Annotated in this window: 17 protein-coding genes; 5 read left to right on the forward strand and 12 right to left on the reverse strand. The window is 33.0% G+C overall.

Annotated elements, in window-relative coordinates:
* Positions 1–69 precede the first annotated feature (69 nt).
* Both QY331_15160 and pyrE read left to right on the forward strand, forming a co-directional pair.
* A complete protein-coding gene (locus tag QY331_15160; GenBank protein WKZ69299.1) occupies positions 70–1,062 on the forward strand; it encodes a GSCFA domain-containing protein in 993 nt (330 codons plus the stop codon).
* Positions 1,063–1,079: 17 nt separating this feature from the next.
* Positions 1,080–1,610 (forward strand): orotate phosphoribosyltransferase, encoded by a 531-nt coding sequence (pyrE, locus tag QY331_15165; protein ID WKZ69300.1) that lies wholly within the window; start codon positions 1,080–1,082, stop codon positions 1,608–1,610.
* Between the two features lie 63 nt (positions 1,611–1,673).
* Here pyrE and QY331_15170 read toward each other — a convergent pair whose 3' ends face one another.
* The 3 genes from QY331_15170 to QY331_15180 form a co-directional block, all read right to left on the reverse strand.
* Positions 1,674–2,252 (reverse strand): outer membrane beta-barrel protein, encoded by a 579-nt coding sequence (locus QY331_15170; GenBank protein WKZ69301.1) that lies wholly within the window; start codon positions 2,250–2,252, stop codon positions 1,674–1,676.
* A 159-nt stretch (positions 2,253–2,411) separates the two neighbouring features.
* Positions 2,412–2,885: a septal ring lytic transglycosylase RlpA family protein gene (locus tag QY331_15175; GenBank protein ID WKZ69302.1), complete on the reverse strand. Its 474-nt coding sequence runs from the start codon at positions 2,883–2,885 to the stop codon at positions 2,412–2,414.
* Positions 2,886–2,945: 60 nt separating this feature from the next.
* The gene (locus tag QY331_15180) at positions 2,946–3,248 is read right to left on the reverse strand and encodes a hypothetical protein (GenBank protein WKZ69303.1); all 303 of its coding nucleotides are present in this window, start codon (positions 3,246–3,248) and stop codon (positions 2,946–2,948) included.
* 347 nt (positions 3,249–3,595) lie between these two features.
* Here QY331_15180 and QY331_15185 point away from each other — a divergent pair, with 347 nt between their 5' ends.
* Both QY331_15185 and QY331_15190 read left to right on the forward strand, forming a co-directional pair.
* Positions 3,596–5,053: a glycosyltransferase family A protein gene (locus tag QY331_15185; protein WKZ69304.1), complete on the forward strand. Its 1,458-nt coding sequence runs from the start codon at positions 3,596–3,598 to the stop codon at positions 5,051–5,053.
* Positions 5,050–6,054 carry a DUF4922 domain-containing protein gene (locus tag QY331_15190; protein ID WKZ69305.1) on the forward strand — a complete coding sequence of 335 codons (1,005 nt, stop codon included), beginning with the start codon at positions 5,050–5,052 and terminating at the stop codon, positions 6,052–6,054. The genes QY331_15185 and QY331_15190 overlap by 4 nt, the downstream gene beginning before the upstream one ends.
* A 3-nt stretch (positions 6,055–6,057) precedes the next feature.
* Here the strand turns inward: QY331_15190 and QY331_15195 are convergent, their stop codons facing one another.
* Genes QY331_15195 through QY331_15210 form a run of 4 tightly spaced genes read right to left on the reverse strand, consistent with a single transcriptional unit; the run spans position 6,058 to position 10,846 of the window.
* A complete protein-coding gene (locus QY331_15195; GenBank protein WKZ69306.1) occupies positions 6,058–7,191 on the reverse strand; it encodes a SpoIIE family protein phosphatase in 1,134 nt (377 codons plus the stop codon).
* A 1-nt stretch (position 7,192) separates the two neighbouring features.
* The gene (locus QY331_15200; GenBank protein ID WKZ69307.1) at positions 7,193–7,540 is read right to left on the reverse strand and encodes an STAS domain-containing protein; all 348 of its coding nucleotides are present in this window, start codon (positions 7,538–7,540) and stop codon (positions 7,193–7,195) included.
* A 12-nt stretch (positions 7,541–7,552) separates the two neighbouring features.
* On the reverse strand, positions 7,553–8,938 hold the full coding sequence (locus tag QY331_15205) for a sigma-54 dependent transcriptional regulator (protein WKZ69308.1): 1,386 nt from the start codon (positions 8,936–8,938) through the stop codon (positions 7,553–7,555).
* Positions 8,939–8,941: 3 nt separating this feature from the next.
* The gene (locus QY331_15210) at positions 8,942–10,846 is read right to left on the reverse strand and encodes a PAS domain-containing sensor histidine kinase (protein ID WKZ69309.1); all 1,905 of its coding nucleotides are present in this window, start codon (positions 10,844–10,846) and stop codon (positions 8,942–8,944) included.
* 190 nt (positions 10,847–11,036) lie between these two features.
* Between QY331_15210 and QY331_15215 the strand changes: the two genes are divergently transcribed.
* A complete protein-coding gene (locus QY331_15215; protein WKZ69310.1) occupies positions 11,037–12,191 on the forward strand; it encodes a peptidase U32 family protein in 1,155 nt (384 codons plus the stop codon).
* A 2-nt stretch (positions 12,192–12,193) separates the two neighbouring features.
* Here the strand turns inward: QY331_15215 and QY331_15220 are convergent, their stop codons facing one another.
* The 5 genes from QY331_15220 to QY331_15240 all read right to left on the reverse strand — a co-directional run bounded on the left by QY331_15220 (position 12,194) and on the right by QY331_15240 (position 18,508).
* Complete coding sequence (locus QY331_15220) at positions 12,194–12,574, reverse strand: STAS domain-containing protein (protein WKZ69311.1); 381 nt, start codon at positions 12,572–12,574, stop codon at positions 12,194–12,196.
* A gap of 711 nt (positions 12,575–13,285) precedes the next feature.
* Entirely contained in the window at positions 13,286–14,089 is an 804-nt protein-coding gene (locus QY331_15225) for a hypothetical protein (protein ID WKZ69312.1), read from the reverse strand.
* The gene (locus QY331_15230; GenBank protein WKZ69313.1) at positions 14,090–15,367 is read right to left on the reverse strand and encodes a kelch repeat-containing protein; all 1,278 of its coding nucleotides are present in this window, start codon (positions 15,365–15,367) and stop codon (positions 14,090–14,092) included.
* A 35-nt stretch (positions 15,368–15,402) separates the two neighbouring features.
* Positions 15,403–16,992: a serine/threonine-protein kinase gene (locus QY331_15235; protein WKZ69314.1), complete on the reverse strand. Its 1,590-nt coding sequence runs from the start codon at positions 16,990–16,992 to the stop codon at positions 15,403–15,405.
* 25 nt (positions 16,993–17,017) lie between these two features.
* Positions 17,018–18,508, reverse strand: a complete 1,491-nt coding sequence (locus QY331_15240; GenBank protein ID WKZ69315.1) for a sigma-54-dependent Fis family transcriptional regulator — start codon at positions 18,506–18,508, stop codon at positions 17,018–17,020.

Genomic DNA, 18,508 nt, shown 5'->3' on the forward strand with positions numbered 1-18,508 from the left:
AAAATATGGAATTCATCAAAAAATGGAGTTGTAGTAAGTTATTATCCAATTTTATTAATAATTTTTAGAATGAAATTCAGAACAGAAATCCAGATTGAACCAAGCAAAAGAAAAATTGAACACAATGACTCAATCTTTACCATTGGTTCATGTTTTGCTGAAAATGTAGGTGAGTTTTTCCAAAAGTATAAATTCAAGTCTATGATTAATCCCTTTGGTGTTTTGTACAATACCGCTTCTATTAAGAACGCCATTGAGTTTACAAAAAATGAAAAGGTTTTCACTATTGATGACCTGGTATTTCATCAAAGTGAATGGCATAGTTTTTATCATCATAGTGATTTTTCTCATCACGAAAGTGAAATAATTTTGCAAAGGATTAATAATAAATTTAAGGTAGTTCGTTCGTTTTTAGAAAATGTTAACTGGTTTATAATTTCATTAGGAACTTCCTTTGTTTATCGTCATATAGAAAAAGATATTTTAGTTTCTAATTGTCATAAAATACCGCAAGGAAATTTTCAAAAAGAATTTTTGTCTGTTCAAGAAAATGTATCATATTTATCTGAGTTAATAACCTTGATCAGAGAAGTAAATTCAAATGTAAGTTTTGTGCTTACTGTTTCTCCGGTTAGGCATTGGCGTGATGGCATTCATGAAAATCAACTCAGTAAATCAAGTTTACACTTAGCTGTTAATGAAGCTGTTAATAATTTTGACAATGTTTATTATTTCCCGTCCTATGAAATTTTGATTGATGAATTAAGAGATTACCGATTTTATGCAAAAGATATGTTTCACCCAAGTGAAGAAACGATAAAGTATATCTGGGAAAAGTTTAATGAAAATTATTTTAGTGAAGATTGTCAAACTTTAGTCGGTAAGATTGACAAAATTATTCAAGCATCTAATCATAAAATCAGAAATCCGAAATCTGATTTAACTAGAAATTTTGCTAAGGAAAATATTAATCACATAAGAGAACTGGAAAAAATTTATCCACACATAAATTTTGCCGATGAGTTGAATAAATTTTCTTCATTGATAAATGAAAACGAATAATAAATAGTGAGTGTATCATGACAAAAGATGAATTGGCGATTGAGATTTATAATGTTTCACACATAACTGGAGAATTTTTGCTTCGCTCCGGTCAAATTTCAAATGAATATTTTGATAAGTATAAGTTTGAATCCATTCCCGGACTATTAGTTCCAATTGCAAGAGAGCTTAAAAATCTCATCCCTGCCAGCACAGAAATATTGGGCGGGTTAGAGATGGGAGGGATTCCTCTTTCTACAGCACTTTCTATTGAAACAAATATTCCCACTGTCTTTGTTAGAAAAAAAGCAAAAGATTACGGAACAAGAAAACTTGCTGAAGGAATGAACTTTGACGGTAAACAAATGTGTGTAATTGAAGATGTTGTTACAACGGGCGGACAAATTTTATTAAGTGTGAAAGAGTTAAGAGAGTTAGGAGCCAATATTGATACTGTTCTCTGTGTCATTGTACGTGATCCGAAAGCTTTTGATATACTTGCAGCGGAAGGTCTTACTTTAAAGCCTCTATTTACGATGGAAGAAATAAAAAAGATGGTAGAATTATAAAACTTGTTTAAAAACAAAAAAGGCGACTTATTCAGTCGCCTTTTTTTAACAAATCAAATTCTCTTATTTAAGAGGGAATTTTAATCCAGCTCTAATACCAATATAGTTGAAATCTGAAGCTGCAAAAGTATATTTAGCTGACAAATCTAATGCCATTGAACCAAGCGGTAATTCGTAACCGGCACCGAACGCAAAACCAAATTTACTTTCTGAAGATGATGCATCTCCAAAACCAGCACCTGCACCAGTCGTCTCAACATCAAATGTAAATGCATGGATACCAGCTTGAGCCATACCGTATAAACCTTTTGCAAAGAAATACTTAACACCACCCATAACAACTATTGCTGACCAATCCCATTTCATTGTTGTAGTAGATCCAAAGAAACTATAAGTAACTTCATCTCCAGGCCACATTAAATAACCAGCATCAACGAAACCAACTAAGTTATTTGAAAAACCATATTCAAATCTAGCTGTACCGCCAAATCCGGTTCCGATTTCAGAGGCATCAGCTGCATCGCCCGAAGGAAGTGCTACTTCACCACCAATACCAATGGCAATTTTACCTTTTTCGGTTTGTCCATAAATAAATGATGCAGACAACAATAAAACAAGAACAGTAAATAATACTTTTTTCATAAATCCTCCTTTTGTGGAATTGTGTTATGTAGCTATCAAAATTTTTTCGGTAAGCCCTCCGAAAATTTATGTAAACATAACAAGAACGTTTGAAACTATCAATTATTTCTGAACAAAAAACCCGTCTTTCGATGGGTTATTTTAAATTTTTGATATAAATCAAAGTGAAGCGTACTGCGGAATTAACTTTTCAACTTCTACTCGGATCACTCCTTTTTCTACCATTCCTAGTGCAATTGCTGCGCCTTTAGAAAGATCTATATCGCGACCGTCAATATATGGTCCACGATCATTTATTCTTACAATAACCTGTTTTCCATTTCTTGGATTCTTAACTCTCAGCATTGTACCGAAGGGAAGAGTTTTGTGTGCAGCAGTATATGCTAACTCGTTAAAAATTTCAGTGTTTGCAGTTTGTTTGCCATGAAATTTTGGTCCGTACCATGATGCAACCATTGTTCCGCTTTTTACGAAATCTATTTTAATTGTTTCATTTACTTCAGAATTATTATTCTCAAGATACTCATTCATTAAATCAAAATGATTTTCGTCTGCCGTGGAGACCTTAACTCCCATAAAAGTGACTGACGATAAAATTATAATTATTAACACTATTTTTTTGATCTTACTCAAATATTACCTCTGTTTGTTCTAAATTAAGATTGTCTGAATAAATCCCGCTTGTAAATAAGTTTATACTTGTAAGCTACTGGTGAACCGAGTAATGTAATTCTTATCTCTCGGATCAACGGGAATGACCGCATAGGATTGCGGTATATTTGTAAAGAAAAGTTTACTGTAAAATTGTGTAAAGAAAATTTTTGATATGCTATTAACTATGAATGGATTTTCATCTGCTATTGTGATTTGCTGAAAACTTTCGATTGTAACTAAATTTTCAGCATTAACTATAGTATTATCTGAGCTTTCCCCAAAACTGACTAAGGAAAAGAAGATTACTAATACTAAATAATATTTATACTTTGTTTCTTTCATTGTTGCTTTAGACTTAGCGACTGTAAAAAAGTTTGAACAATTTTCATCTATTTTACAGTCTCTTTATAAATCTAAGTTACAAGATGGTTTCAAAAAATTAACTGGTTTGTGATTAAGATCACAACTTTTTATTTTTATTGTATTAAGAGCCATTTTTGCATAAAATATTTTTTAGCTAAATTAGTTGTTTATGTCTTTCACACAAAATTTTTCTCTCTCAGTGTTTTTTTGATCACATCATTTTTCATTTTCAACAATTATTCATTCCAAATAATTCAACAAATAACTGTTTTGTATGATTTAGTTTTATTATTTAGTTTACATTGTAAAAAATAATCCGACTGGGTATGCCTAAATTAGATATTTGTCTATTCTCAAATTGCTTAGTTAACTCACCGAAACTATTTGACTTGTTGTCAAACTCTAACGAGATTAACCAAGTTTTAATACTTGGTGACAGAAATTCTCATGAAAATTTACCTAAGAATTTTATTATCAATGAGGATATAAGCAGCTTTTATAATTCCGCCGATTTGAATAGAATCATAAATAAATGTAAAAGCGAATTTGTGCTTTTCGTTTTATCAGAGTCAAAAATAGATCTCTCTGAAAATTCTTTAAAAAGACTTCTGAGAATTGCAGAATCTTCAAATTCGGTTTTTTTGTACAGCGATTACATTGAAAAGAAAGGTGAACAATTTTCAGTTCATAAACTTATTGATTATCAAGTTGGAAGCATTCGAGATGATTTTGATTTTGGCAAAGTAATTCTATTTAAAAAAAATGAGTTGAAGAACAATATCGTCGTAAATAATTACAGGTACGCTGCATTTTATGATCTTAGATTACGCATCGCTGAACAATATTCTTTAACTAGAATTCCTGAAGCACTTTACACACATGAAGAAACTGATTTAAGAAAATCTGGTGAAAAGCAATTCGATTATGTGGATCCAAAAAACAGAGATGTCCAACTTGAGATGGAAAAAGCAGCAACCGAACATCTACAGAGAATTGATGCCTTAATTAGTCCGGGCAAAGAAATTAGTGTTTTCTCAGATGAATTCCCGGTAACCGCGTCAGTAATTATCCCCGTTAAAAATCGTGTTAAAACAATAAGTAATGCTATTGATTCAGCACTTTCTCAAAAGACAAGATTTCAATTCAATATTATTGTTGTTGATAATCACTCAACCGACGGAACAAGAGAAATTTTGGAAAATTATCAATCTCAAAATGATAAAGTAATACTTGTTGTACCAGGCTCTAAAAACCTTAATATCGGCGGATGTTGGAACCTTGCGATTGATCATAGAGCTTGCGGAAAATTTGCAGTGCAGTTGGATAGCGATGATATGTATTCAAGTAACGATACTTTAGCGCAAATTGTTGATACCTTTGAGAAGGAGAAATGTGCTATGGTTATTGGAAGTTACACTATGACAGATTTCAACTTGGAAGTATTACCTCCCGGATTGATTGACCACAAAGAATGGACACCGGAAAACGGTATGAACAATGCACTTAGAATAAACGGATTGGGTGCCCCGCGGTCATTTTATACACCGATAATAAGATCAATCGGATTTCCGAATACAAGTTATGGTGAGGATTATGCAGTAGCTTTGGCAATCTCACGAGAATACAAAGTTGGTCGAATTTATAATTCCATTTATAATTGCAGAAGATGGGAAGGAAATACCGATTCTGATTTATCGATAGAGAAAGTGAATGAGAATAATTTCTATAAAGATAAAATCAGAACGTTTGAAATTCTTGCACGACAAAAAATGAATAAAAAATGAAAAACCATCTCTTATCGGAAGTTGAATTAATAGAATACGCAAAAGGCGAATCACTTATTGATCGACTACGTGGATTATTCGATCATCAAATAGATAATTGGGATTTGGCGAAACAAAATTATGCTGATTTGAAATCTGTAATTGTTCACGAAAAATTAATTAATAACATCTCGATTAAATTACAATTTAATCCGAAGCGTGTTAAATCTACTACCGCCGATCTGAGTTTAAAACAAGATCAAGATGAATGTATTTTATGTGAAACTAATTTGCCGGATGAACAAAAGTTTATTAAGTATTATAAAGAATATAATTTTCTTGTAAATCCTTACCCTATCTTTAAAGAACATTTTACTATTGCAAAATGTAAACATGTGCCACAATCGATCTCTTCATATTTGAACGATTTATTATTGTTAAGCAGAGATGTAGGTGAACGGTATGCAATATTTTATAACGGTCCGCAATGTGGTGCATCTATACCACAGCATCTTCATTTCCAGATGGGAAATAAAGAATCATTCCCAATATTTGAACAACTAAAGAATATAAGTAAAGATAATTCTTGCCTTTCAATCGAGCGAAAAAAACTTTCTTTTCATTCAATTGAATTAACAAAGAGATTTATTTTTTTGATAGAGTCGAACGATTCCATTGAGATTATGAATAGCTTTTCTATCTTAATAAGTTTTATACGATCCGTTGTACCGGGAAATTCCGAACCAATGTTAAATATTGTTTCACTTTTCGAAGATAAAAAATGGCGGTTAATAATATTCTTGAGAAAAAAACATCGCCCATCTTTTTATTATTTAGAAAACAACAAAAAGATTGTTGTGAGTCCGGCAGCAGTAGATATGAGTGGATTAATGATATTGCCAAGAGAAGAGGATTTAGATAAATTTAATAAAGAGACTATTGAACATATATATCGAGAGGTAAGTATAACGAAAGAATTGAATGAATACCTAATCACAAAACTAAAAGCATTTTATTTATAAAAACTAAATACCGCGAATACAAATCAGACTTACATCATCTTCGTATTTCCCGGTTGTAAATTCATTAAATTCATATTTGATTTTTTCTATTGCATTTTCGGTAGATTTAGTACGTTTTATGACGTCCATAAATCTTTCCTTTCCGTATTGTTCTCCGGTACTCGGATTTCTTGATTCAATGATACCATCGGATATGAGATAAATTGAATCCCCTTCTTTTAAATCAAATGAGATATCTTGGTAATCACCAAACTCATTAAATCCCAACAGTAATCCGTTTGATTTAACCATTTCCACATTATTATACTTCGAAACAAAAATCGGAAGATCTCCGGCACCACTATAGTGGGCAGTTTTCTCTTTCTTATTTAACAAAATGATGGAGAGTGTGATAAATACTTCAGAGAGTCTCTCATCTTTAAATATAGATCTATTTACACTTTGTACAATCTCATCTGCTTTTAATTGTTTTGTAGATTCAACAGCAAACCGAATTGCACTTCTTACATAACCGGCATAAGCAACGGCAAAATACCAAGCGCCCCACTTTTTGCCCATAACATCACCAAGAACAACAACCAAGTAGTCATCATCAACATTTACATAATCAATAAAATCACCGCCGGGCGTTCCTTCAAAGGGAACATGCCAATGTGTAATCTCATATCCCTCAAATTTTGGAAAATCTGATGGAACTACTTTTGCACCAAGCGAACCGGCCGCCTTCTGTACTTCTTCAACTGTTTTAGCTCGTTCTTTCTTTTTGCTTTGGAGTATAGCTCTTACTTTTGCAATTACGACTTTGGGAGTGGAGGTCTTTATGATGTAATCTTCTATTTCTAATTCATATCCTTCAAGAATATCGTCATCTTCGCCTTTTGCAGTTAAGAAAACAAACGGGATTTTTTTTAATTCAGGATTGTCCAGCAAACGTCTTCTAAATTCGAATCCATTCATGACAGGCATCATAATATCGCTGATAATTATGTCAGGATTGATTTCCTTTGCTTTAGCCAATCCATCTTCCCCGTTAATAGCAACCTCGCACTTGAAGCCGGCTTTTTGAAGATTATAAGAAAAAAGTTTTGCAACATTTGCTTCGTCTTCAACTAATAATATTTGGTAATCTTCTGCCATTTTATTTTTGTATATGTGAATAGCTTTTTACTGCTTCTTGTAAGCTGCTGAATGATTCAAAGACTCTAAATAATCTTGTAAGTTCAAACATTGATCTAACCGCCGGTCTAAATCCCACTAATTTTAAATCGCCTTCAAGCTTAACAACTTTTTTAAGCGAGTTAACAAGAACTCCAAGAAAAGAAGAATCGACAAAATCACATTCCGATAAATCAATAATTATTTTTTTATAACCATCGCTCATTGCCTCGCTGAGTTTATCCTTAAGTTCGTTTGCTTCAAGAATAGAAGCCCGTTCAACATTGATAATCTCTACAATTACATCACCAATTCTTTCTTCTAGAATCATTTATTCACCGTTTTAATTTTCTCTACTGGCTTCAATGCCATACTTATCCATTAATCGATAAAGTGTGGCACGACCTATATTTAATTTCTTAGCAGCTTCAACTATATTACCGCTTGTCACTTTTACGGCATGTTTGATCGCTTCTTCCTTTAACTTTTCAAATGGAATTACCGGAGAGTTATCGCCAAACAATTCTCCGTTGCTCATACTTAAGGATGAAGATGAGTGTCCCGAAATTTGAGGAGGAAGAATAGAAATATCAATTTCATTTTGATCCGTTAAAATTATACATCTTTCTATGAGGTTTTCCAATTCTCTAATGTTTCCCGGCCAGTCATAATCATACAAAACCTTTAATGCACTTTTCGAAAAGCCTTTTACATTCTTACTCAGCTTATCATTGAATTTATTAACGAAGTAATCAATTAGAATAATTATATCGCCTCTTCTTTCGCGTAATGGAGGGATAAAGATTGGGAATGAACTGAGTCTATAATATAAATCTTCTCTAAACTCTTTATTGTCAACTGCTTCTTTAAGGTCTCTATTTGTAGCCGAAAGAATTCTTACATCTGTTTTAATTACTTCCGTGCCGCCGACACGTTCAAATTCTTTTTGTTGAATAACTCTAAGAATTTTTGCTTGTAATGACATTTCCATTTCACCAATTTCATCAAGGAAAATGGTACCGCCATTACCGAGTTCAAATTTGCCAATTTTACGTTGATGTGCACCGGTAAAAGCACCTTTCTCATGCCCGAACAATTCACTTTCCAATAATTCTCTTGGAATTGAAGCACAATTAACAACGATAAAGGGTTTCTCTTTTCTTGATCCGTTATAATGTATTGCTCTCGCAATTAGTTCTTTCCCAGTTCCGGATTCGCCTTGAATTAATACGGTAATATCATTATCCAATACTTTAGAAACTAATCTAAAGACTTTTTGCATGCTATTATCTGTGGATATAATATTATCAAAACTATATTCCTTTTGAAGATTTTCTTCAAGCTCATTAATCCTTTTTACTAATTCATAATTTGTAAGTGCATTTTTTATAGCCGGTTCAAGTCTGTTTTGATCGATTGGTTTAGGGAAATAATCGTACGCGCCGAGTCGAATTGATTCAATAGCAACCTCAACACTTCCTTGTGCCGAAAGCATAATGACAGGCAAGTTTTGGTTGGTGGTTTTAATTCGCTTAAGCACCTCATTCCCATTTATATCAGGCAACATAATGTCTAATAGAATAAGACTCGGATTTTCTGATAATGCGTTTAACGCATCAGTTCCGTTTGTAAATGTTCTAACGTTATATCCCCACTTGCTTTTAACCCAGTGAGTTAGCAATTTTAATATTGATTCTTCATCATCAACAATGAATACAGTGTTTTCCAAGCATTACCTCCTACTACGTTTGGGAAGCTTAATAATAAAAGTTGATCCTTTATTAAGTTCACTCGTTGCTTTTACAAGACCTTCGTGCAAATCGATAATTTGTTTAACGGCAGCAAGTCCAAAACCAGCTCCGGGAATTTGCATTCCTGTTCTGCCAACTTTACTAAACTTCTGGAATAATTTCGGAATATCTTCTTTTTTAATACCAACTCCGGTATCACTGATAATTATTTCTACCTCTTTCAAGAAATCCCTCGCCATTAAAGTTACTCTTCCGCCCTTATTTGTAAATTTAACTGCATTTGAGAGTAAATTTGTGATCGCTTTATTTATTCTTTCTTTATCGGCGTTAATAATTATCTGTGCATCCGGAATTTCAGTAGAAAAGGTTATTCCTTCCTCTTCAGCAGTTTTAGACCACTTTTCTTTAAGTTCATTAAGCACTAATATAATATCGAAATCGGATTTTTCAAGAACATCACTTTCAGTTTCTAACTTAGAGAAATCAAGTATATCATTTATCAATCTTGCCAGTCTTTTACCTTCCGATAAGATTACATTACTAAATTCTTCAACCATTTCTCTAGGAAGATCTTCGTCTGAAACTATTGTTTCAGCGAATCCGACAATGGATGCAAGAGGTGTTCTTAATTCGTGAGATACATTCGATACAAATTCATTTTTTAATCTATTGAGTTCTTCCAAAACTGTAATCTGTTGTTTGGCTCTATCTTGCTCGATAGAAATCATTCTGTTGGCTTCAATTAACTTTGAGTTCAGATCCTTAAGTTTATTTTCGTTCTTAATTCGATCTGTAACATCTCTTCCTATTCCTATTAATCCTTTAATTTCATCATCAGATTTGATGTTGCGTGCATTTATATCGAATGTTAATATATTTTCAAACTTGTCAACTAAACGAACTTCAAACGAAGTCAACTCCTCTTGGTTTAATATATGCTGAAATGAAATTGCTATATCGGCTTTATTGGTCTCATCAACAAATTCAAGAAAATGTTTGCCAACAATTTCATCCGGAGTATAGCCTAAAGTTCTTGCTCCCCGCGAATTAACAGTAACGAAATAACCATAACTATTAAGGGTGAAAATCAAGTCTTCCGCTGTTTCTATTAAAAGACGAAATCTTTCTTCTGATTTTTCGAGCTTATTTCTATATTCGAATTCATCCGTTACGTTTGTAATAGTTCCTACAATTCGGACAATCTCATTATTCTCTTTAATTGGGAAACCCGTGTGCCGCACAAACATTGGCTTATCATTTTTATCATGCATCTTATATTCGATAATTGCGTCTTCGCCATTTCTTAATTTTTTTATGAATTCTTTAAATCGACTAATGTAATCAGGGTCTATTTTTCTAATAAGATTAATCCGGTTAGAAACGATATCCTCACTAGTATAACCGAACATTCTATAAGCGACATCCGAGATAAAATTATATTTTTTACCGTCGGCATCAGATGAATATAGTACTGAGCCAATATTATGCGTAGTTTCTGTAAACCAATCTTCAATCTGTTTTGTTTGTGTAATATCCCAAAACGAAGTAAGAACAAACTCCGGTTGCTTATCAATGGCACTGATATAGAGAGAATTTGCATTGAACCATCTAACAGTACCATTTAAATCACTATGCTTTAGTTTATAATTTGAAACTGAGCTTTTATTCTTGATTGCAGTGATAAATGGCAATTGTTCTTGGTCAATTTCTACATTACCCTCACGATAAAATTTTATGGACTTATGAAAAGGTTTTGAGCTTTTTCCCAACTTCAAACTAAATAACTCAAGTGCGTAATCATTTGCAAAAATAAGTTTGACGTCCTTGTCCGTTGCAATTAGCGGAATATCTACTTCACTAAGGATATTTAGAAATTCATTCGCCACTGTAATCTTTACGAGCCCTTATAAATTATTCAATAAAGATAATAAAATCTTTACACACAATTTTCTAAACTTACATCCGGATAGATTACAATATAATTTATTTGGTATATCCTTATCTTTGTAAATGAATAAAAAAGTCATATGTAAAAAACCAGAATTGTTAGCTCCTGCAGCAAATCATGAGACCTTAATGGCGGCAATTAACGCCGGATGTAATGCAGTCTATTTAGGTGTTGAAGCACTTAATATGAGAGCAAAGGCGAAGAACTTCTCTTCCGATGAACTTGCCGATATAGTTATGTTTTGTCATCAAAGAAATGTTGATGTTCACCTGACTGTAAATACAATCGTTTACGAAAATGAATTGAATATCCTTGATGAGATTTTAGATAATGCGAAAGAATCCAAAGTTGATTTGGTAATTTGTTGGGATACTGCGGTAATTCAAAAATGTATTGAAAAGAAAATACCGTTTTGTATTTCAACACAAGCATCAGTATCAAACTCATCTGCAGCAAACTTCTATAAAAATCTGGGTGCTAAAAGAATTGTCCTTGCCAGAGAATGTACAATTGAGATGATTGATGAAATCAAGCAGAATACCGACATACAAATTGAGGCTTTTATTCACGGGGCAATGTGTTTAGCTGTCAGTGGCAGGTGTTTACTTAGTCATTATAGTTTCGGAGCAAGTGCAAATAGAGGTGAATGTATCCAACCATGCAGAAGAGAGTTTGAAATAAAAGATAAAGACGGTGAAGCTGAGTTTATAGTCGATGAGGATTATGTTCTTTCACCCAAGGATTTATGCACAATTGATTTCATTGATAAACTTATTGAATTGGGAATAGATTCCTTCAAAATAGAAGGAAGAAAAAGAAGTCCGGAATATATCTCAAAAGTAGTCTCGGTTTACCGGAAAGCAATTGATCTCTATTTTGAGAATAAGTTGACAGCCGAAATTAAGTCCAATCTAAAAAATGAATTATCAAAAGTTTATAACCGTGGATTTTCAAACGGTTTTTATTTTGGCAGACCCGGTCATGAAGACTACGCGGAAAAATATGGAAGTATTGCTACGACAAAAAAAGTTTATATCGGCAAAGTACTTAATTACTTTAAGGAGCCTTCTGTTGCTCATGTAAAACTTGAGGCGGGAGATTTAGTTAAAGACGATATGATATATATCATCGGTTCCAACACCGGAGTAGTAGAAATGAAAATCGGACAATTAATAAAAGATGAAATCGAAATAAATGAGGGTAAGAAAGGTGATGAAATAACTTTTAAAACAACGGAATTAATTCGTCCCAGAGATAAAGTTTATAAAATAGTTCCTGCTTAAAACTACTGCCAACTAAGACCAGCACTGCCTTCCTGATCATCTTTGAAATTAAAACTGGAAATTGCTTCGTCAAGATCTTTGTGTACGTCAAAGACTTTATTCATACTAGTCATTTCAAAAATTAATGATGATAATTCATTACTGTAAACCAATTTAAGATCACCGCCTGATGCAACAGTTTTCTTCAAACTACTAACGAGCGAGCCAAGGAAAGTTGAATCTAAATATTCACACATACTTAGATCAACCACGAGAAATTTATTTTCTTCATTAAGTTGCCTAAGTACAAACTCCTTAAAACTAACAGCGTACTGTAAAGTAGCTCTTGTTAAATAAACAGTAATAACCGTAACCTTGCCGTAATCTTTACTTTTGAAATCCATTAAAATTCCGTATTACTTGAAAATGAATGCTAGAGAATTAATAATCTTTAAACATATCTTAATTACAGAAATAAATCAATTAATCCTTGTGTGTTACGTTAAGCAGTTTTCTTTCTGATAAAAAAAAGGAAGCGTAAAATCCATACCCCCGTATAGAACTCTACGCTTCCCCATCGTTGGGAGGAATTATTTTCATTAAAATATCTTGATATAAAAAAGGGGAGAACTTAACCAGAATAAGTTCTCCCCAAACCGGAGTTGAGAAATGATTTTACCGTAAAATCATCCTCAACAAATTTTGAAGAGTTAAACGCAGCAAGTAAAAGTAAATACCGGATGCAGCTACGTTGCCAAAAAGAATTCATTATAAATCTAGGCAACTCGGTACTCACCTGCAGGTAAAAGTATACCAGTAATTCTTTTACCTGCTGCCCCCTAGAGTATAAATAATAAACTATCAGGATTATTATTTGAGCGAATTTAACTGGAATAATTTCCATGTTAAATTTAATCGAACCTCTTAGGTTTATTCAGTATTTTAAGAACACTGAGACTAATTAATCCGTTAAATTTCTGTAGGATAAAATTCTCGTCTCATTCGCCACTCGATTTTATTAGCCAATTTTGATGCCAGGCTTATTTTTACGCTAATTCAAGATATTAAATTCAAATGATGCGAAATTATTTCGTAGTAAACGCAATTTATGCGCACTAATTCAGGGGAAAAGAAAATCCAATACTTATCTCTTGCGAGGTAATCTCAGGTGAAGATACTGCTTGATGGGGTTTTGTAGTTATATCGGTAAAGAATAATAAATCGACTTGACTAGCTGCCCAAACCAATGCTGCGGCAACTATAAATAAATTTCTTACTTTATAAGACGAATTGTAGTCATCATATTTTGTATTTATCAACAATTTATCTGTTTCATTTAAGTATGCGTTCTTTGCGTCATTTGTTTTGATTATATAATATATTGCCGTTGCTGTTGAACCAAGACCAAGTGCGGAGTATATAATTCCTCCAGTAGTTTTATCCATTGCAAAATGCCCCCAACCAGGCACTAATAAGTTTTTTACAACCGCTATTTTATAATTATTCTGAGCCGTGATTAGTTCTTGTTTAACTAATCTCAGAGAATCAAGAATTGGTCTTTCTTGTTCTAAATTATTTATAAAGGCTACTTTAATTTCATTAAAAAAATTTACAATTTTTGGGGAAATCCTAGTTGGATCCATTGAATGGTTCGAATTTAATCGCAACAGATTTTCGAAAACCGTTTTGGAAATTGTTTCCTCCCCTAAAGAATAATGAGCCATTCCTTTTAACTCGAGTATTTGTACCAATTGAATAGAATTATAATTCCCGGAATCGATCATTTTATCTGCCAACTCGATAACCTCTTTATACTCAAAAGAAATATATTTTTGAGTCAGAATATCTAAAGGTTGTTCTTGAGCTGTTGCTAAAGAAAATAGAAACAATATGTAGATTAACTTTGCTAGGCGCGGCATTTATCTCAACAACAACATTTTTTTTGTTATAAAATTATGATCTGCGATTAAGCTATAAAGATAAACTCCGGTTGGAACAGCTTTTCCTTCTTGATTTGATCCATTCCATTTAATACTATGATTCCCGGCGAGAAATGATCCATCAACCAGAGTTATAATTTTCTCTCCGAGTGTATTATATATCTCGACCTGTATTTCCATACTTTTTTGAAGCGTAAAGGAAATGTTTGTTTCCGGATTAAATGGATTTGGATAATTTTGGGAAAGGCTAAAGTTTTTAATTAATTCACTTTCTTCTACTACGCTTACAGGACCCGCATAAATTTCCTCGATAAAATCAATAACTTTACCTGATGCATTCTCTCCGCCAAATACATATATTTTTTCATTTAAGACAACCGCAGCATGATTCCTTCTAGCATAGTTTAGTTGAGAACCGGCTGAAACAAGCGGGTAAGTATCATAATTTGAAATAACTTCGAGTGAAGCTACCGCAGGAGTTGTTTCATTGTACCCACCAATAAGATAAATCAAATCAGAATAGGAAGAATATACAGCAACACCAGCCGCTCTGGGGGTAATGATTCTTGATCCAACCGAATAACGTGATAAATTTTCGAGTTGTATAATATCATAGTTTTGTAAAACACCATTAAAGGATCCACCAAACAAGAACAGATTATCATTTACTGCTACTGACATTTGTTGCACGGGCAATGCGTTGCTTGTAAAAGAAGTATCGTCGACAGAAGATATTTCCATGGAATGAAAGTCAAAATTTGCTATATAAGGTAAGTTAGCATTAGATCCACGTGAAGCTGCATAACCCCCAATCATTAATAAATTATCTTTATACACAGTGCCGGTAGAAAATACTCTATCAAATAGTTCATTTTCGTTATGAACTACCGTGTTTGGACTTCCGAAATCCCACTCTTCGAGATTAAACGAATTTGGATTTACTTCATTAATTCCACCATAGATGTACAACTTATCGTCATGTATTCCGGCAAAAAATCCGTATCTCTTTTCAATCATATTCGCGACAATAGACCATTCACCACTTACGGGATTAAACTGTTGTATCCATCTAACATTCGCCTGGAGTGAATCAGAATATCCACCTATTACATAGACTAAAGAATCCCTGACAACTGATTGCGCTCCCGAAACAGGATATTTCATTTTCCCTGTAACTTGCCATGTGGGTTCATCTGCCGTTAGGTAACCACATAATAGATGAAAAGAAAATAATATGTATAAAATTTGATTCTTCATTAGAGTTTTAATATGTACAACAACTATACCACTATCTAGTTGTTCGCACCAAATTTGTTATTTAAGGTCTCAGTTAAATTAACATGTACAACCAACGTGTCGCTTTTAATAATATTAATCCTTTCAACGACATCCGGATACTCAGGATGTTTGACAGTTAAAACATGTGAACCGGGGATTAGTTTAACAACATTGCCAAAAGGTGTTTGCCCCAAAAATTTATCATTTAGGTAAACATCTCCCCACGGGAAAACATTGCAGGCTAAGTATCCATAAAGTGTGTCTAAATTCACTGTAATTCTCGAAGTTTCATCCGGTTTTATTTCTATAGTCTGCAAATAATCCGGATACTCAGGATGAACCAATTTTATATTATAAATTCCAGCCCTTAAATCTATTGGTTCTGAAATCGGGGTTGTATCTAAACGTCGATCATCTAAATAGATGTGCGCCCAAGGAATACATTCTACATACAAATTACCAAAAGCAATAGATGCAATCTTTTCAGTATTATTATCATTAATGATTTCGGGTTCGGAGTCTTCAACTCGAGTTTCGGGAATTTCGCTTGGAACTGTTTCTACTTTTGGATTCAAATTATCAATCGATAATTCCGATCCTTTGTTACCATCTTGCTCATCAATACTTATATCCATTTTAACAGAATTTTCACCCGAAAAATTTTCAGATAGTGATGGATCATCATTTATTTGATCACCCTGTCTAACAAATACAAAAATTAGTGCAATTATTAAAACAAGAACCAAGCTTGCTACGCTGTATAATATTTTCCTGTTTTTTAAAAAATAAAAAGGAGTTCTTCTGATTTCACTAAGCGGAATTTCAAGATCTTGCAAGACTTCTTTTGCGGATTTATATCGTCGCTCAGTTTTCTTTGAAAGTAACTTTCTAAGAATTTGTTGAAGTTCTTCAGGGAGATTTATGAGATAAGCTTCTATAATTTCTACATTATAGTTTATCAGATTACTGATTGTTTGATTAACATCCTCACCTAAAAATGGATTTTTCTCGGTAAAAAGTTCTAATGCCAAAATTCCGGCAGAAAAAAGATCGCTTTGTGAAGTTAATTTTCCACCTTGTACTTGCTCAGGAGACATATAACACGGAGTACCAACTATCGTATATTGACTTGTTACAAAATTGTCATTCAAAGCTAAAGCCAAACCAAAGTCGCCGATTTTCAACTCGGATTTTTCGTTTACTAATATATTCTCTGGTTTTATATCGCGGTGAATAATCTGATTTTGGTGAGCATAATTTAATCCCTTAAATAACTGTACAACAAGATTTTTTTTCTGTTCAAGCGAAAGTGATTTGTCTTTAATATATGCTCTTAGATTTTTGCTTTCGAAATATTCAAAAGAGATATAGAAGAATTCATTGAAGGTTCCGAAATCGAGAACTTTTATAATATTCGGGTCTTCCAACTTTGCCATAATTTTGGCTTCTCTTTTAAAGCGTTCAATCTTAGCTTCATCAAAAATTGTTTTTGTGTTAAGCACTTTTAAAATAATTTTTTTGCCGAGATAAATATGGTTGGCAAGATAAACACTTGCATGCTCGTCTTTTTTGAAGCATTCAATTATTTCAAATTTTTCAAACAATATTTCTGATGTAACTTGATTCAAGTTATTGTAAACCCATTTCTTTCAATTTTAGCTGTATCCATCGAACCGATACTCCAAGAGATTCGGCTGTTAAAGTTCTATTACCATCAAATTGTTTTAAACGATCTTGCAAAAGTTTTATTTCAAAATCTTTCAGTGTTCCGTTAAAACTATTAAGAACTTCTTCCTCCTCAAAAATTAGATGATCTTCTGTTATTTTAGAATTATCACAAAGTATTAAAGCGCGCTGCATCACATTAATTAACTGCCTTACATTGCCGGGCCAATTATATGCTTCTAACTTTTTAATTGAGCTTTTATCTAAGTGAAGATTTTTGTTCTCGGCAAATTTTAATATAAAGTCTTTAGCAAGTAACGGGATATCTGATCTTCTGTCTCTTAATGGTGGCACTTTAACGGGGAATACATTTAGTCTGTAAAATAAATCCTCCCTAAATTTTCCTTCTCTTACCAGTTGTTGTAAATCTTTATTTGTTGCAGTGATAATTCTAACGTCAATCTTTTTTATTTGAGTATCACCAAGTCTTATAATTTCCTTATTTTCCAAAACCCGTAAAAGTTTTGCTTGTAACGCCATAGAAATATCGGCGATTTCATCTAAGAAAAAAGTTCCGTTATTGGCAACTTCCAACAGGCCTTTCTTGTCTGTATTCGCACCTGTAAAAGCTCCTTTCTTATAACCAAACAATTCGCTTTCTAAAAGTGTATCGGGAATTGATCCACAGAATTGAGCTAAATAAGGTTGATCTTTTCTACTGCTTAGTTTATGAATTGCTTTTGCTACCAAATCTTTTCCTGTACCGCTTTCACCAAGTATCAACACTGTTGCATCTGTTTTTGCCACTTTTTTTATTAACGATGCAAGTTCATTCATAGCTTTGCTTTGACCAACCATGTTGGGAATTTTTTCGGTGGCCTCAAGTTTATTTAGGAGAATTTCTCTTTCGTCTTTTAACTTTTCCAGATTTTCAATTCGATCCAGTGCCAAGGATACTAAATTCGAAAAGATATTTAGGAAAACTAAATTTTCATTTGTAAAATCTTTCCTGTTGATTTGACTATCTGCAACAAATACTCCCCAGACGTTTTCATTTCTTACAATGGGAACACCAATAACTGACTTAATTCTTCTTATTTGGATACTCTCAAATTGAGATAATTGTGGGTCGCCTTGTACATCGTGATGAAGTATTGAGTGTTTTTTGTTAATAATTTCATTCAAAATACTGGATGAAAATTCAGAGAGGTCAACAATATTCTCTCCTCTAGTATTCCGGGCTGTAATAATTTTGAAAATATTCTCATCACTATTGTATTTAGCGAACACACCTCTTTCAGCATTAATTACTTTTATTACCCAGTCAAGTGCGTCTTCAATAAGCGAGCCTTGGTACTCGGTAGAATTAAGAATGTGACTTATTCTATAGAGTGCTTCAAAGTGTTCTTTTGAAACTTCCCTCATCTGTTCTAATTCAAGCCGTTCAATATTCAT

Source organism: Melioribacteraceae bacterium, assembly GCA_030584085.1.
Taxonomy (GTDB): domain Bacteria; phylum Bacteroidota; class Ignavibacteria; order Ignavibacteriales; family Melioribacteraceae; genus SURF-28.

Bases quoted from the DNA above. Each gene is read 5' to 3' on its own strand.
- QY331_15160 (WKZ69299.1), top strand. From the start codon at position 70: ATGAAATTCAGAACAGAAATCCAGATTGAACCAAGCAAAAGAAAAATT.
- pyrE (WKZ69300.1), top strand. From the start codon at position 1,080: ATGACAAAAGATGAATTGGCGATTGAGATTTATAATGTTTCACACATA.
- QY331_15170 (WKZ69301.1), bottom strand. From the start codon at position 2,252: ATGAAAAAAGTATTATTTACTGTTCTTGTTTTATTGTTGTCTGCATCA.
- QY331_15180 (WKZ69303.1), bottom strand. From the start codon at position 3,248: ATGAAAGAAACAAAGTATAAATATTATTTAGTATTAGTAATCTTCTTT.
- QY331_15185 (WKZ69304.1), top strand. From the start codon at position 3,596: ATGCCTAAATTAGATATTTGTCTATTCTCAAATTGCTTAGTTAACTCA.
- QY331_15190 (WKZ69305.1), top strand. From the start codon at position 5,050: ATGAAAAACCATCTCTTATCGGAAGTTGAATTAATAGAATACGCAAAA.
- QY331_15195 (WKZ69306.1), bottom strand. From the start codon at position 7,191: ATGGCAGAAGATTACCAAATATTATTAGTTGAAGACGAAGCAAATGTT.
- QY331_15200 (WKZ69307.1), bottom strand. From the start codon at position 7,540: ATGATTCTAGAAGAAAGAATTGGTGATGTAATTGTAGAGATTATCAAT.
- QY331_15215 (WKZ69310.1), top strand. From the start codon at position 11,037: ATGGCGGCAATTAACGCCGGATGTAATGCAGTCTATTTAGGTGTTGAA.
- QY331_15220 (WKZ69311.1), bottom strand. From the start codon at position 12,574: ATGGATTTCAAAAGTAAAGATTACGGCAAGGTTACGGTTATTACTGTT.
- QY331_15225 (WKZ69312.1), bottom strand. From the start codon at position 14,089: ATGCCGCGCCTAGCAAAGTTAATCTACATATTGTTTCTATTTTCTTTA.
- QY331_15230 (WKZ69313.1), bottom strand. From the start codon at position 15,367: ATGAAGAATCAAATTTTATACATATTATTTTCTTTTCATCTATTATGT.
- QY331_15240 (WKZ69315.1), bottom strand. From the start codon at position 18,508: ATGAATATTGAACGGCTTGAATTAGAACAGATGAGGGAAGTTTCAAAA.